Below are 15,962 nucleotides of genomic sequence, written 5' to 3' on the forward strand. Positions count from 1 at the left end.
CATCGAATGCACATGCCGATGGCAGAACATTCCTACGGAGCCAGAATAGTTCAAACAGATCGTCGCTACGGAATCTTGTCGAGCCTCACGCTTTTCGACGATCGCCCCTCCGAACAAAACCACCTCTCCCCCGCAAATTAACCCGCAGTGCTGGGCATTAAGTTCATAAGCAAGGCGTTGCGAAGATCAGTCGAAATCTTCGCTTTGACCCCTCAACCATTAGTTGGCCCCCTTATGGGGCACCGCAAAAGGTGGACACTCCGCGACGCGTTCGGTTCACGAGTTCGCCGTTGAAAACCCTATTGTGGAATGCGTCATGACGGTGCCGCACGGTTCGAGGCGGCGCACCTTATATATAGGAGAGGTTTCACAACGATGTGCGGTCTTGTTGCACTGTTGACTGCCCGCGGCGATGCCCCAGTGTTTACCGACGCGGTCGGTCGCTCGCTTTCCTGCATGTATCACCGCGGCCCTGACGCTGCGGGAACATGGAACGACGATGACGCTGTTTTCGGCTTTAACCGCCTGGCGATCATCGACATCGAGCACTCCCACCAGCCACTGCGCTGGGGGCCGGCAGAAAACCCCGAACGTTACGCCCTGACGTTTAACGGCGAGATCTACAACTATGTGGAGCTGCGCGAGGAACTCACCAAGGCCGGATACACCTTCAACACCGCAGGTGACGGTGAGCCGATCGTGGTGGGCTACCACCACTGGGGCGCCAACGTCGTTGAGCATCTGCGCGGCATGTTCGCCTTTGTCATCTGGGACACCGAGACCAAGACGATGTTTGCAGCGCGCGACCAGTTTGGCATCAAGCCACTGTTCTATGCGACGACCGACAAGGGCACCGTTTTCGCCTCCGAAAAGAAGTCCATCCTGGAGATGGCAGACGAGATGGGTCTAGGCCTCGACCTTGATCGCCGTGCAATCGAGCACTACGTGGATCTGCAATACGTCCCGGAGCCGGAGAGCCTGCACCGCGAGATCCGTCGCGTGGAGTCGGGCTGCACCGTGACTATCAAGCCTGGTGGCGAGGTCCACTCGGACCGCTACTTCAAGCCACACTTCAATTCCCAGCCTGTGCCAAAGGGCAAGGAGCAGGACCTGTACGACAGGATTGCCCGGGCGTTGGAGGATTCCGTCGAAAAGCATATGCGCGCTGACGTGACGGTTGGTTCCTTCTTGTCTGGCGGAATCGACTCCACGGCGATCGCGGCGCTGGCGAAGCGTCACAATCCGAACCTGTTGACCTTCACCACTGGTTTTGAGCGGGAGGGCTATTCCGAGGTGGACGTCGCTGCAGAGTCTGCTGCGGCGATTGGTGTGGAGCACATCGTGAAGATTGTCTCCCCGGAGGAGTACGCCGACGCGATTCCGAAGATCATGTGGTACCTCGACGATCCGGTGGCTGACCCTTCCCTGGTGCCACTGTTCTTCGTGGCACAGGAAGCCCGAAAGCACGTCAAGGTTGTGCTGTCCGGTGAGGGCGCGGATGAGCTGTTCGGTGGGTACACCATCTATAAGGAACCGCTGTCGCTGGCACCGTTTGAGAAACTGCCGAGCGCACTGAACAAGGGCCTCAACCGCCTCAGCCGCGTGTTGCCTGAGGGCATGAAGGGCAAGAGCCTGCTTGAGCGCGGCACTACCCCGATGGAAGACCGTTACTACGGCAATGCGCGCTCGTTTAACTTTGAGCAGCTCCAGCGCGTCCTACCGTGGGCGAAGCGCGAGTGGGACCACCGCGAGGTCACCGCACCGATTTATGCAACGTCGACCGAGATGGATCCGGTGGCACGTATGCAGAACCTTGACCTGTTCACCTGGATGCGTGGTGACATTCTGGTCAAGGCAGACAAGATGAACATGGCGAACTCGCTGGAGCTGCGCGTTCCATTCCTGGACAAGGAAGTCTTCGAGGTCGCGCAGACGATCCCGTACGACCAGAAGATTGCCAACGGCACCACGAAGTACGCGCTGCGCAAGGCGATGGAGCAGATCGTCCCGCCGCACGTGCTGCACCGCAAGAAGTTGGGCTTCCCGGTGCCGATGCGCCACTGGCTGGCGGGCGACGAACTCTTCGGCTGGGCGCAAGACACGATCCGCGAGTCGCAGACCGACGACATTTTCGCCAAGGACCAAGTCCTGGAGATGCTCAAGGAGCACCACGATGGTGTGTCCGACCACTCGCGTCGTCTCTGGACGGTGCTGGCGTTCATGGTTTGGCACGGCATTTTCGTGGAAAACCGCATCGACCCCCAGATCGAGCACAAGGATTACCCGGTCGAGCTGTAGGTAGTGCCAGCACTACCCCAGTTGGGCAGCCGTCTGTATTGTCGGGCTGCCCGTTCGCCGGTTGAATGTGGTGTATGTCAACTGCAAAGAAAGTACTCACCACCATCGCCGCGGTGTTCGGCGTCCTGTTGATCGCCGCCGGCGCCGTCGCTTATGTGTACGGGCCGACTGTGACGGCGATGTTCACCGGCACCGCCAAGTTCATGGGCACTGATACCCCGAAGCGTTACGCTTCAACGGTGCTTAACCTGGCAGAGCAGGGCATTTACTCCGACTCGAAGGAGTTCGAGGACGCGAAGGCCCGCGCAAAGGAGGCCGCCAAGCAAGCAGATACGCTTTTCGACGTCTACCCCGCCCTGGAGGACGCCGTCAAAGCTGCTGGCGGGAAGCACTCCCGGCTGATTGAACCTGATAACCCTAACCTCGGCTGGACTATGGAAGAGAAGTCGGAAGCCACAGTCAGCGGCGAGGACCGCGTTGCGGTGGCAACGGTGCCTGGCGTCGACCGTCACTCGGATGTGCAGGGGTACGCAGACACGCTCGCAACGGGTCTTGCTTCCGCGCGTGATGCCGGGGCATGCGGGGCGGTCGTTGATCTGCGTGGCAACGACGGGGGCGACATGGGTCCTATGATCGCCGGTCTCTCCTCGCTGTTGCCGGATGGCACGGTGCTCGAATTCGTATCGCGGACGAACACCAGCCAGGTCACGGTTGAGGGAAACTCGGTGAGCGGCGGGGGCACCCCGGTGACTACATCTGGAGGGAAGTGGGAGGCGCCGGGGGCGGTCTTAGTCGATGGCGACACTGCTTCGTCGGGCGAGGCCACGATGCTGTCGTTCCGGGGGCTTGAGCACTCCCAAAGCTTCGGGTCCCCTACCGCGGGCTACGCCTCGGCTAATATGGTGTACGACTTCCCGGATGGCAGCCTGCTGATGCTCACCATCGCGAAGGACAAGGCACGCACTGGCGAGGAGTTCGCCGAAGATCCGGTGCAGCCGGACGTCGAAACCGATACGCCGTTAGAGCAAGCGAAGCAGTGGCTTGCCACCGAGCACGGCTGCAAATAGTCCACACAGACGAAACACCCCGCGCTCCCCTCAATAATGAGGTGGGCGCGGGGTGTTGGCGTCGATAAGCAGCGGCTTAGTTGAAGCTATCGCCACAAGCGCAAGCGGAACCTGCGTTCGGGTTATCGATGGTGAAGCCCTGCTGCTCGATGGTGTCCGCGAAATCGATCGTCGCACCCGTGAGGTACGGCACGCTCATCTTGTCCACGACAAGACGCACGCCGCCAACCTCATCGGCCTTGTCGCCGTCCAGGTCGCGGTCGTCGAAGTAGAGCTGGTAGCGCAGACCAGCGCAGCCACCAGGCTGAACGGCGATGCGCAGGGACAGGTCGTTGCGGCCCTCCTGATCAAGCAGGGCCTTCGCCTTCGCCGCCGCTGCCTCGGTGAGGTTCACGCCAGTTGCGGAAGTAGGTGCAGTCATTGGGTACTCCTTCGTGCTACGCGTTCGAGTGGCGCCCATGCTACGCGCGCCCCTTCATAGCCGGTGTAACGGTTCTCCCCCGCAATCTATTCCCACTGGTTACAGGAATGTCGCGGTGGCCTTGTAGCCTAGGTGGCGTGAAACTACCCTGGCAAAAATCCGAGCAGACCGCTGAGGCTGGTTCGACCAAGGCCGAACTGCCCCAGACCGACAACGCGCCCGCGGCAGACACCCCAGAGGCCGCAGAGCAGAAGCTTCCGAAGGGCTACACCCCGCCGAAGGGCAAGCCGACGCCGAAGCGACTTGATCAGGAGATCAAGCGCGGTGTTGTGCGCGACCCGAATGCGGCCACCCCGGCGCAGATTCGTCAGCGTGAAAAAGAGCTGAAGAAGTCCATGACCAAAGAGGAGTGGAAGGCGCACAAGAAGGAGGTGCGCGAGCAGAACCGGGCCCGTAACCGCGAGATGCAGGCGAAGATCGACTCGGGCGACGAGCGCTACCTCATGGAGCGCGACAAGGGCGAGGAGCGTCGCTTCATTCGTGACTGGGTGGACTCGCAACGCTTCTTCAACAACTACGTCATGCCGATGGCGCTGGTGCTGCTAGTCGTGCTGTTGATTGGCACGTGGCTGCCTCGCGTCGCTGCAGCACTGGAGCTGGTGAGCTTGCTGTTTATCGTCACCATCTTCATCGAGGGCATCATCATCGGCATCCGCGCCAACCGCGCGGTACGTGCAAAGTTCCCGGAGGCGAACACTGGTTTCAGCCTGGGTATGTACGCGTTCTCCCGCGCTACTCAGCCGCGTAACTGGCGCTCCCCCAAGCCACGGGTGGCGTTGGGCGCGAAGGTATAGCCCATGCAGTTTCCCCCGGTTGAGCCGCCGAAACGCGCGCATGCCCGTGCGGTGGCGGATGCGTTGGCAGGTGGCACGAGTGGCGTTGCCCTTGGAAGGCTGGGGGCGATCGGTGCGTGGGTTGCCTCCGTACAAGGCCGTGACGTGCCCACGCCGTTTCTGCGCCCGCGTGCCGTGATCGTCGCTGGCAATCACGGCATTGCTACGCGAGGTTTGTCGGCGTGGACATCGGATGCCGGCGCCGCTCAGGTTGAGCAGCTGCGCGCCGGTGTCGGCCCTGCCTCCACGACGGCGCGGGTTGCGGGAGCGAGCATCAGGCTTATCGACGACTACCTGGACACCCCCACCGGCGCCATCGACGTGGAACCCGCCGTGTCGCAAGACGTGTGGGATGCGGCGTTGGCTGCGGGTGCAGAGATCGCCGATAGTGAAATCGACGGCGGTGCTGACCTGCTGATCCCCGGAGACATCGGCGTTGGCAACACCACCGTCGCCGCGGCGGTGTACGGCACGTTTACGCGCACTGAGCCCGCAAAGGCGATCGGGCGTGGCTCCGGCATCAACGATGAGGTCTGGAAGATCAAGGTCGCCGCTATTCGCGACGCGATGTTCCGCGTGCGCGGGTTCCGCGACGACACCGAACGTGTCTGCGCGGAACTCACCGGACCGGATTTCGCCTGCCTGGTCGGCTTCATCGCCCAGGCCGCCGCGCGCCGCACGCCGTTGCTTATCGACGGCGTCTACCCCGCCGTCGCCGCATACGTCGCCGAACGCCTCGCACCCGACACCAAAGACTGGCTCATGGCAGCACAGGAGGCGAACGAGCCGGCGCAGGCTGGCTGTTTCGAAGCGCTCGGGCTTCGACCGCTGCAACACCTGGATATGAAAACGGGCCAGGGCGCTGGGGCCCTGGCCGCGTTGCCGCAATTAAATCTGGCGGCGGAGATGGTTGGCGAGGTGCTCGCCGGGGGATCGTCGATAAGCGACTAGCCCTCGACGAGGGTGAGGTTCCAGCCGTGCGTGTCCTCGACCTCGCCGGTCTGGATGCCGCGCAGACGCTCGCGCATTGCCAGGGTGATCTCGCCGGCCTCGTTGTTATTCACCGTGAACTCGCCCTCGTTGCTGAGCACGCGGCCAACCGGGGTGATCACAGCTGCGGTGCCGCACGCCATGGTCTCGGAGATGGTGCCGTCCTCGGCACCAGCACGCCACTGCTCGACGGTGATCTTGCGCTCCTCGCTGGTGTAACCCAAGTCTTCTGCGACCTGCAGCAGCGACTTACGCGTAATGCCCGGCAGGAGCGAACCGGACAGGGACGGGGTGATGATCTTCGCGTCCTTGCCGGAGCCTTCGACGACCATGAGGTTCATGCCGCCCATTTCCTCGATGTACTTGCGCTCGATCGCGTCGAGCCACACAACCTGGTCGCAGCCCTTGTCCGCAGCCTGCTGCTGCGCAAGCAGGGACGCCGCGTAGTTGCCGGCGAACTTCGCATCGCCGGTGCCACCCGGTGCTGCACGGACGTAGTCTTCGGAGATCCACACGCTGACCGGCTTGACGCCACCCTTGAAGTAGGCGCCTGCCGGGGAGGCGATGATGTAGAAGGAGTACGACGAGGACGGCTTCACACCCAGGGTCTTCTCCGTGCCGATCATGAATGGACGCAGGTACAGCGACGCCTCGCCGCCAGCTTCAGGTACCCACTTCTGGTCGATGGTGACCAACTGGCGCACGGCCTCCAAGAAGTCCTCATCCGGCAGTTCCGGCATTGCCATACGACGCGCGGAGCTGCGCATACGCTCAGCGTTTTGCTCCGGACGGAACGCGGTGATGCGCCCATCGGTGTGGCGGTACGCCTTCAGGCCCTCGAAGATCGCCTGGCCGTAGTGGAAGACGTTGGCGGCCGGGTCGAGCGCGATCGGTTCGTACGCGCGCACCTGGGCGTTGTGCCAGCCTTTGTCTTCGGTCCAGTCGATGGAAACCATGTGGTCGGTGAACTCCTGGCCGAACGCCGGGTTAGCGAGGATCTTTTCACGCTCAGCATCGGTTGCGGGGTGGTCTGACGGGGTAACTGCGAATTCGAGGTTAGACATGTGGCCCACGTTACTCCGTGGCTATGTACCCTCGGGAGGCAATCCTGTTCAATTGTCAGAAAGGTGTTGTTTATGTCGTTCGATGTCACACTTCCTGCCCGCGGTACGACGGTGCGCGCGGTAGCCGGATCTGCTGCCCCGGAGGGCGCTGTGCTGCTGGTTCCGGTCGCGCAGGGCAATGACGGAGTCGAGCTTCCTGTCACCCAACTTGCCCCGAAGGGCCTGCTTGAAGCCCTCGTTGCGGTCGGCGCGAAGGGTACGGCTAACGAGGTCACCCGCGTTGTCGTCGACGGCACGCTGGTCATCGCGTACGGCCTCGGCGACGCGAACGACATTGACGACGAAGCCGTGCGCCGCGCCGTCGGCGCCGCCACCCGCACCCTCAATGGGGTGGAAAAGGCAGCTATCTCCGCCGAGTTCGGCGTCCAGCCGGTCGTCGAGGGCCTCCTGCTCGGCGGCTACGTTTACAACGGTCTGAAGTCCACCGCCAACACGCTTGACGACGACAACACCGACGCCGAACTCCCCCAGACCACCGAAGTCACCGTGGTCGGCGCAGACGAGAAGGCGTTCGAGCAGGCCGTCATCGTCGCCGAGTCGGTCAACCTGGCCCGCGACCTGGTCAACACCCCGTCAAACTTCCTCTACCCCGAGTCCTACGCCGCTGTCATGGGCGAGGTTGCTTCGGCGGCCGGCCTGGACATCGAGGTGCTCGACGACAAGGCGCTTGAAGATCAAGGCTTCGGCGGCATCCTCTCCGTCGGTCGCGGCTCCGCACGTACCCCGCGCCTGGTCCACCTGACGTGGGCGCCGTCCGGGGCGACGAAGAAGGTCGCGCTTGTGGGCAAGGGCATCACCTTCGACACTGGTGGCATCTCGCTGAAGCCGGGCTCCGGCATGGAGGACATGATCTCCGACATGGGCGGCTCCGCAGCACAGCTCGGCGTCATCGCCGCTGCCGCCCGCCTTGAGCTGCCAGTGCGTATCGACGCCTGGCTGCCCCTGGCCGAGAACATGCCCTCCGGCACCGCCACCCGCCCGGGCGACGTGATCACCCACTACGGCGGCATCACCAGCGAGGTCATCAACACCGACGCCGAAGGCCGCCTCGTCCTTGCCGACGCCATCGCCCGCGCCTGCGAGGACAACCCCGATTACCTCATCGAAACCGCAACCCTCACCGGCGCACAGCTGGTCGCCCTGGGCAACCGCACCTCCGGCGTGATGGGGTCCGACGACCTGCGCGACCTCATCGCCGAGACAGGCCGTGCCGTCGGTGAGCAGGCTTGGGCTATGCCGCTTCTCGAGGAGCAGGAAGACGAGCTGAAGTCCCCCATCGCTGACATCCGCAACACCCACAACGCCCGCACCGGCGGCATGCTCTTCGCCGGCCTCTACCTCTCCCGCTTCGTGCCGGAGAACGTCGAGTGGGCTCACATCGACATCGCCGGTCCGGCCTGGAACGGCGGCGGCGCCTGGGGCTACACCCCGAAGCGCGCAACCGGCGCCCCGGTCCGCACAATCCTCGAGGCGCTCAACCGCCTGGCTGCGAAGTAGGGGCTGTAGCGCTGTGACGCTTTGGTAGCGCTCTGTGGCGCTTCGGCAGCGCCGTGACAGCGCCCCGCCACTATGCCGCTGCATAGTCTCCCCTGGTCTCGAGCCGGTCTCCAGCCGGCAGGACTATGCAGCGGCATAGTTTTGCTTGGCTCAAGCCACCAAGACCTAGATGGTGAGGATGCACTGGTGAAGATGCGTAAAACCAGGCATCTTCACCAGTGCATCCTCACCATGTGCGGGTATGGGGTGCGGGCCACCGCATAGCCGTATGGGTCGGGCGGGGGCAGCGTAGCAGGCACGGGACGGCGCAGAAGCCGTCTAGCTGTACGGGTTTTCGCCGCGCTCGAACCGGGCGCGGCGTTCTTTTTGTTCCTCGCGCTTACGCAGGATGCGTTCCTGTTCCATTTTCTTTCGCATGCGGTCGGGGTAACCGGTCTCTTCGACGTCGTAAAGCAGAATCCCCAGCATTTTGGAGACGGCGTCGATGCCCTTGGGGCCGCCGATGCGGCGTCGGGTGTAGTTGCCGTGCTCGTCGACAAGAACAACGGACATCTCGTTGACCATGGTTTCTGGCTCGACAAAGCCTTCCACGAACGCACGGCCGGCGACCCAATCGCGCAAGTATTGCGCGTCGTCGGGGCGGATTGTCTCGCCCGGTGCCCGTGGCGGTTTGAACGTCGTGGACTTCTTGCCTTTGCCGAACAGGTTGAACACGCCCCACATCATACGGGCCTGTCTAAGCAATTAGGTCACCCCTTGGGCAACGAACGTGTGTGGATGCAGGTACGCTTTGTGCCGTATAGCTTCCAACGTTTCAATGAGGAGACTTTAAACATGGCGCACTCTGTTGAGATGCCCGAGCTGGGCGAGTCAGTCACCGAAGGCACGATCACTACGTGGCTGAAGGAAGTCGGCGACACGGTTGAGGTCGACGAGCCGCTGCTCGAGGTCTCCACTGACAAGGTCGACACCGAGATCCCCTCCCCTGTCGCTGGTGTGATCCTGGAGATCAAGGCTGAGGAGGACGACACCGTCGAGATCGGCGACGTCATCGCGATTATTGGCGACGAGGGCGAAACCCCGGCCGGCGACGACAAGTCCGACGACTCCGCCGACGCCAAGGAAGAGGCGAAGGACGAAGAGCCGGCTGAGGAGCCGAAGGAAGAGAAGAAGGCTGCTCCGAAGCAGGCTTCCGGTTCCGCTACCGATGTTGAGATGCCGGAGCTCGGTGAGTCCGTCACTGAGGGCACCATCACTACGTGGCTGAAGGAAGTCGGCGACACGGTTGAGGTCGACGAGCCGCTGCTCGAGGTCTCCACTGACAAGGTTGACACTGAGATCCCGTCGCCGGTCGCTGGCACGCTGATCGAGGTTCTGGCTGAAGAGGACGACACCGTTGAGGTCGGCGACGTCATCGCCCGCATCGGTGACGCTGACGCGGCTGCTTCCTCCGACGACTCCAACGAAGACGAAGCCGAGGCCGAAGAAGAAGCACCGGCTAAGGCTGAGGAGCCGAAGGAAGAGAAGAAGGCTGCTCCGAAGAAGTCCTCTGGTGAGGGCACCAAGGTTGAGATGCCGGAGCTCGGTGAGTCTGTCACTGAGGGCACCATCACCACTTGGCTGAAGGAAGTCGGCGACGAGGTTGAGGTCGACGAGCCGCTGCTCGAGGTCTCCACCGACAAGGTCGACACTGAGATCCCGTCCCCGGTTGCTGGCACGATCATCGAGATCCTCGCTGAAGAGGACGACACCGTAGAGGTCGGCGACGTCATCGTGGTCATCGGTGACGCTGACGCGGCTGCTTCCTCCGACGACTCCAACGAAGACGAAGCCGAGGTCGAAGAGGCTGAGGAAAAGGCCGAGGAGAAGGCTGAAGAGAAGAAGCCGGAGCCGAAGGAAGCACCGAAGAAGGAAGAGCCGAAGGCTGCATCCACCGACTCCAAGAACGCTTCTGCGAAGGTCAACAACGGCGACAACGTCCCGTACGTCACCCCGCTGGTGCGCAAGCTGGCTGAGAAGCACGGCGTTGACCTGAACACGGTTGAGGGCACCGGTGTTGGTGGCCGCATCCGTAAGCAGGATGTCCTGGCTGCTGCCGAGGGCGGCAAGGCTGAGGGCACCACCGCTGCGTCTGCGACGAAGGAGCAGACGCAGCAGCCGAAGGGCGAGCGCGCTAACTGGTCCACCAAGTCTGTGGATCCGGCGAAGGCGGAGCTCATCGGCACCACCCAGCGTGTGAACCGCATCCGCGAGATCACCGCTGCGAAGATGGTCGAGTCGCTGCAGACCACTGCTCAGCTCACCCACGTGCAGGAAGTCGACGTCACCCGTGTGGCGGAGCTGCGCAAGAAGGTGAAGCCGGCGTTCGTCGAGAAGCATGGCGCAAACATCACGTACCTGGCCTTCTTCATCAAGGCCACGGCAGAGGCGCTTGTGTCCCACCCGAACGTGAACGCTTCCTACGACGCGGATGCGAAGGAGATCACCTACCACGAGGACGTCAACATCGGTATCGCTGTTGATACCCCGATGGGTCTGTTGGTGCCGGTGATCAAGCAGGCGCAGAAGAAGAACCTTGCGGAGATTGCGAAGGCGATCACCGACCTGGCCGAGCGCGCACGCAACAAGAAGCTGCGTCCGGACGACCTGTCTGGCGCAACCTTCACGGTGACCAACATTGGTTCCGAGGGTGCGCTGCTGGATACTCCGGTGCTGACCCCGCCGCAGGCTGGCATTCTGGGTACGGCTGCGATTGAGAAGCGCCCGGTCATCGTGACCGAGGATGGCATTGACTCCATCGCGATCCGTCAGATGTGCTACCTGCCGTTCACCTACGATCACCAGCTGATCGACGGTGCGGACGCTGGTCGTTTCGTCACGACCATCAAGGACCGCATCGAGGAGGGTGACTTCGAGGCTGACCTCGATATCTAACCTCTAGCAGGCGAAAGCCCGGCACTGATTTGCGTCAGTGCCGGGCTTTGTTTTTTGTTTACACTGGCGCCTATGACTGGCACGTTTAAATCTTTCCGCAATGACACTGAACATTTCATGCGCGAGGCACTCGGCGGCCTTGTGGCCGCGCATCCTTTTGCGGAGTGGCACAACGAGGGGTTCGTGGGGCTTTTACGTGACGACGACTCCCCCGCCCGCGTCGCCGTCATCTCCGGCGGCGGGTCGGGTCACGAGCCGATGCACGCCGGGTTCGTCGGCGAGGGGATGCTGGACGCGGCTTGCCCGGGGCTGCTGTTTACGTCCCCGAACGCGGTGCAGATTGGCGCGGCAACGGAGTGGGCAGATCGTGGCCGTGGCGTTGTGCATGTGGTGAAGAACTACACGGGCGACGTCATGAACTTCACCGTGGCGGGAAACCATGCCGAGGCTGAGGTGAAGCAGGTGTTGGTGGCTGACGATGTGGCAACCGAGATCGACAACGATGACTCGCCGGGGAGGCGGGGTACGGGGGCGACGGTGATCGTCGAGAAGATTGCGGGCGCTGCTGCGGCGCGTGGCGACGACCTCGGCGCCGTTGCGGAGGTTGCGCAGCGGGCGGCGGATCAGTCGCGAAGCATGGCGGTGGCGCTGCAGCCTGGCCACTCTCCGACCAGCGACCGTGCGACGTTTGATCTGGAGGAGGGCCAGATTGAGGTCGGTGTTGGTATTCACGGTGAGCCGGGTGTGGAGCGTCGTGATCAGGCGGGGTCGAAGCCGTCGGCAAAGGCGTTGGTTGAGGAGCTCCTCGATGCGGTGCTGGCTTCGCTCAAGGACAGTGGTGTTGCGGTGGGTGATGCCATGCTCTTTGTCAACGGCCTGGGTGGCACAAGCGAGCTGGAGCTCGATCTGGTCTTCGGCGAGGCGCTCAAACAGCTGTCGGATCGTGGCGTGACGGTGCGTCGCGGAATGCGTGGCTCGCTAGTGACGTCGTTGAACATGGCTGGTATTTCGCTTACAGTGACGGCGCTCGACGATGAACTCATCGACTTGCTCGACGCTGAGACACAGGCGCCAGCGTGGCCTGATCTGGTGCGTGACCCACAGTATGCGGACGCCACCATGACGGATGACGAGCAACAGCCCGATAACGGTGGGGAAAACGTGTGGCTTTCGGCCTTTGTGGATCGCCTCGCAGCTGCCTACGACGACCTGACGGCGCTAGACCGCGAGGCAGGCGACGGCGACTTCGGCCAGAACATGGAGGCGGCCTTCGGCGACGTGGCTACCCCGATTCGGGGCAACGACCCTGAGGTGCTGAACTTCTTTGCCCACCGGATGTTGGTTCGCGCGGGTGGTACGTCGGGGGCGGTGCTGGGCACGTTCTTCCGCGAGATGGCTGACGTGTTTGAGCGCGCCAATGTGGATTCGCGGGAAGCGGACGGCGCTGCGTTTGGCAAGGCGCTGGCTGAGGGCCTGCAAAACGGCGTGACTGCCATTACTGAGCTCGGTGGCGCGAAGGAGGGCGACAACACGCTTATCGACGCGCTCGTGCCCGCCGCAAAGGCCACCGAATCGCTCGATGGCGCTGCCACTGTGGAGGACGTTCTTGAGCACGTATTCGCAGCTGCCGTCGAGGGCGCAAAGTCCACCCGCGGCATGCAGGCGAAGAAGGGGCGGGCCTCCTACCTGGGAGAAAGAGCAAAGGACGTGCCGGATCCCGGCGCGATTGCGGTGACGTGGTTGTTTGGTGCAGCGGACGTGAGGGAGTTCTAAAACCCTGGTAGACCGCTTTGTCTTATTGGTGGGTGTCACGGACGTGTTTGCCCGCTATGCTTGGGCGTGCTCGTACGCCCCGAGATAAGGAGCCTTCAGTTGGATTACATTTCCCGTCATATTGGCCCAAACCAGGATGAACAGCAGCAATTGCTGGACGCGCTGGGTTACGAAAGTATCGATGCGCTGATTGCTGCAGCGGTGCCAGGCGGGATCCTGGCTGAGCAGCCGCTTGACCTGCCGGATGCGCTTACGGAATACGAGGCTCAGGCTCGACTGCGTGAGTTGGCTGGCAAGAACAAGGTCTTGCGCGCGTTCTATGGCCAGGGCTTTAACTCGACTCTCACGCCACCGGTGATTCGTCGTGGTGTGGTGGAGGATGCTGGCTGGTACACCGCGTATACCCCGTATCAGCCGGAGATTTCTCAGGGGCGCCTGGAGGCGCTGCTGAATTTCCAGACCATGGTGCAGGATCTGACTGGTTTGGATATTGCGAACGCTTCGCTTCTCGACGAAGCCTCAGCCGCCGCGGAAGCAGTTGGCCTGATGGCTCGTGTGGTGAAGAAGGGTCGCCGTGTGCTGTTGGATGCTCGTTTGCATCCGCAGGTGATCAACGTGGCTGCAGAGCGCGCCCGTGCGATTGATCTTGAGGTTGAGGTTGTTGACCTCACCGAGGGTGTTGTCGGCGAGGACCTGGTGGGCGCGGTGTTTGCCTACCCGGGTACCGAGGGCGACGTTGCGGATCCGCGTCCGGTGATCGAGGCGATCCACGAGCGTGGTGGCCTGGTTGCGGTTGACGCGGACATTCTTGCGCTGACGCTGTTGGAGTCCCCTGGTGAGTTCGGTGCAGATATCGCGATCGGCACCACGCAGCGTCTTGGTGTGCCGCTGTTCTACGGTGGCCCGCACGCCGCCTACATGGCTGTGCGTGAGAAGTTGCAGCGTCAGATGCCGGGCCGCCTCGTTGGCGTGTCCAAGGATGCGGAGGGCTACCCCGCATACCGCCTGGCGTTGCAGACGCGTGAGCAGCACATTCGCCGTGAGCGTGCGACGTCCAACATCTGTACTGCTCAGGCACTGCTTGCGGTCACCGCGTCAATGTACGCGGTCTACCACGGTCCGGACGGGCTGACGCAGATCGCTCGCACGATTCACCAGCGCGCGACGGATTTTGCTGTCGCTCTTGAGAAGGCTGGCGTGAAGGTCAAGCATGCTGAGTTCTTCGACACTGTTGCGGTGGAGGTTGACGGGGCGCGTGGTGTCGTCGATAAGTTTGCGCAGGCGGGCTACCTCGTTCGCGCGATTGACGACAACACGGTCGGCGTGTCTTTTGGCGAGGACACCACGGATGCGGATGTTTCGGCGCTGCTGGCCGGCTTCGGCGCGGAGGCTGCGACCGGCGAGTCTCGTATCCCTGCGGCACTTGTGCGCAAGACCGAGTTCCTCACCCACGAGACGTTTAACCGCATCCACTCTGAGACCCAGATGATGCGCTACATCCGTGAACTTGGTGATAAGGATCTGGCGCTGGATCGCACGATGATCCCGCTGGGTTCCTGCACGATGAAGCTCAACCCGACCGCGGGCCTTGAGGCGATTACCTGGCCTGATTTTGCCAACGTGCACCCCTACACCCCGGATGAGTACACCGAGGGCTGGCGCGAACTTATCGACGAAATCCGCTCCTGGCTGGTCGAAATCACCGGCTACGCCGAGGTGTCCGTCCAACCGAACTCCGGCGCGAATGGCGAGTTGGCAGGCTTGTTGGCGATCCGTCGCTACCACGTGGCCAACGGCGATACCGAGCGTGACATCTGCCTGATTCCGGCGTCGGCGCACGGTACGAATGCGGCGTCGGCGACGCTTGCGAACCTGCGGGTGGTCGTCGTCAAGACTGCTGCCGATGGTTCCATCGACATCAACGACTTGGACGAGAAGCTGGCCAAGCACGAAGGCCACGTCGCAGCCATCATGCTCACCTACCCCTCCACGCACGGCGTGTACGAGGAGGACGTGCGCGTGGTCTGTGACAAGGTGCATGCGGCTGGCGGCCAGGTCTACATCGACGGCGCGAACATGAACGCCCTGACCGGCATCGCCCGCCCGGGTGACTTCGGCGGCGACGTGTCTCACCTGAACCTGCACAAGACGTTCACCATCCCGCACGGTGGCGGTGGTCCGGGTGTTGGCCCGATCGGTGTGGCCGAGCACCTCATCCCGTTCTTGCCGTCCAACCCGAACGTGCCGCTGGAGCAGGCCGCTGCGGAGATCGACGGCTCGGCTGGCGTGCCGGTGGCCTCCACCCTGTTTGGCTCGGCTGGTGTGCTGCCGATTTCCTGGTCGTACATCGCCATGTCCGGTGCGGCAGGACTGCGCAGTGCCACGGCGCACGCGGTGCTGAACGCGAACTACATTGCGAAGGAACTCAACGACTCCTTCCCGGTCCTCTACACCGGCAACAACGGTCTTGTCGGCCACGAGTGCATCCTGGATCTGCGCGAACTCACTGATCAGTCCGGTGTGACCGCCGCCGATGTGGCCAAGCGTCTGGTGGACTACGGCTTCCACGCCCCCACCCTGGCATTCCCGGTTGCGGGCACGCTCATGGTGGAGCCGACCGAGTCCGAGGACCTGGCTGAGATCGACCGCTTCATCGAGGCAATGCGCTCCATCCGTGCGGAGATCCAGGAGATCATCGACGGCAAGATCGAGTACGAAAACTCCGTGGTCCACAACGCGCCGTACACCGCGCACAGTGTGGCCCGCGACGAGTGGCCGTACGAGTTCACCCGTGAGCAGGCCGCCTACCCGGTGGATCGCCTCGTCCACCAGAAGTACTTCCCGCCAGTGCGTCGTGTCGACGAAGCATTCGGCGACCGCAACCTCCAGTGCGCATGCCCGCCGCCGGAGGCCTTCGACATCACTGACGACACTAACGGCACCGACAACTAGGAGTAAGGAGAAC

General features: G+C 62.8%; 11 protein-coding genes. 8 read left to right on the top strand and 3 right to left on the bottom strand.

Features of this window, described 5'->3' with window-relative positions:
* Positions 1-375 precede the first annotated feature (375 nt).
* Entirely contained in the window at positions 376-2,298 is a 1,923-nt protein-coding gene (gene asnB, locus HMPREF3171_RS07715) for an asparagine synthase (glutamine-hydrolyzing) (RefSeq protein WP_070484016.1), read from the top strand.
* 74 nt (positions 2,299-2,372) lie between these two features.
* Complete coding sequence (locus HMPREF3171_RS07720; RefSeq protein WP_070484018.1) at positions 2,373-3,365, top strand: S41 family peptidase; 993 nt, start codon at positions 2,373-2,375, stop codon at positions 3,363-3,365.
* Positions 3,366-3,441: 76 nt separating this feature from the next.
* Here the strand turns inward: HMPREF3171_RS07720 and HMPREF3171_RS07725 are convergent, their stop codons facing one another.
* Positions 3,442-3,786, bottom strand: coding sequence for a HesB/IscA family protein (locus HMPREF3171_RS07725; RefSeq protein ID WP_070450850.1), 345 nt, complete (start codon positions 3,784-3,786; stop codon positions 3,442-3,444).
* Between the two features lie 137 nt (positions 3,787-3,923).
* Here HMPREF3171_RS07725 and HMPREF3171_RS07730 point away from each other — a divergent pair, with 137 nt between their 5' ends.
* Both HMPREF3171_RS07730 and HMPREF3171_RS07735 read left to right on the top strand, forming a co-directional pair.
* Positions 3,924-4,640 (top strand): DUF3043 domain-containing protein, encoded by a 717-nt coding sequence (locus HMPREF3171_RS07730; protein ID WP_070484020.1) that lies wholly within the window; start codon positions 3,924-3,926, stop codon positions 4,638-4,640.
* Positions 4,641-4,643: 3 nt separating this feature from the next.
* The gene (locus tag HMPREF3171_RS07735) at positions 4,644-5,630 is read left to right on the top strand and encodes a nicotinate-nucleotide--dimethylbenzimidazole phosphoribosyltransferase (protein ID WP_070484022.1); all 987 of its coding nucleotides are present in this window, start codon (positions 4,644-4,646) and stop codon (positions 5,628-5,630) included.
* On the opposite strand, the gene HMPREF3171_RS07740 is transcribed toward HMPREF3171_RS07735, so the two are convergent.
* On the bottom strand, positions 5,627-6,733 hold the full coding sequence (locus HMPREF3171_RS07740) for a branched-chain amino acid aminotransferase (RefSeq protein ID WP_070484024.1): 1,107 nt from the start codon (positions 6,731-6,733) through the stop codon (positions 5,627-5,629). The two genes, HMPREF3171_RS07735 and HMPREF3171_RS07740, sit on opposite strands and share 4 nt — an antisense overlap.
* Before the next feature lie 72 nt (positions 6,734-6,805).
* Here HMPREF3171_RS07740 and HMPREF3171_RS07745 point away from each other — a divergent pair, with 72 nt between their 5' ends.
* Positions 6,806-8,290: a leucyl aminopeptidase gene (locus HMPREF3171_RS07745; RefSeq protein ID WP_070484026.1), complete on the top strand. Its 1,485-nt coding sequence runs from the start codon at positions 6,806-6,808 to the stop codon at positions 8,288-8,290.
* A gap of 318 nt (positions 8,291-8,608) precedes the next feature.
* Here HMPREF3171_RS07745 and HMPREF3171_RS07750 read toward each other — a convergent pair whose 3' ends face one another.
* Positions 8,609-9,004, bottom strand: a complete 396-nt coding sequence (locus tag HMPREF3171_RS07750) for an oxidoreductase (RefSeq protein WP_070451055.1) — start codon at positions 9,002-9,004, stop codon at positions 8,609-8,611.
* Between the two features lie 120 nt (positions 9,005-9,124).
* Between HMPREF3171_RS07750 and sucB the strand changes: the two genes are divergently transcribed.
* From sucB to gcvP, 3 genes are all read left to right on the top strand, one after another.
* Positions 9,125-11,224 (top strand): 2-oxoglutarate dehydrogenase, E2 component, dihydrolipoamide succinyltransferase, encoded by a 2,100-nt coding sequence (sucB, locus tag HMPREF3171_RS07755; protein WP_070484028.1) that lies wholly within the window; start codon positions 9,125-9,127, stop codon positions 11,222-11,224.
* 72 nt (positions 11,225-11,296) lie between these two features.
* Positions 11,297-12,997, top strand: a complete 1,701-nt coding sequence (locus HMPREF3171_RS07760; protein ID WP_070484030.1) for a dihydroxyacetone kinase family protein — start codon at positions 11,297-11,299, stop codon at positions 12,995-12,997.
* A gap of 99 nt (positions 12,998-13,096) precedes the next feature.
* Entirely contained in the window at positions 13,097-15,949 is a 2,853-nt protein-coding gene (gene gcvP / locus HMPREF3171_RS07765; protein WP_070484032.1) for an aminomethyl-transferring glycine dehydrogenase, read from the top strand.
* Positions 15,950-15,962 lie beyond the last annotated feature (13 nt).

Origin of the sequence: Corynebacterium sp. HMSC08F01 (genome assembly GCF_001807545.1) — a bacterium.
Taxonomy (GTDB): domain Bacteria; phylum Actinomycetota; class Actinomycetes; order Mycobacteriales; family Mycobacteriaceae; genus Corynebacterium; species Corynebacterium coyleae.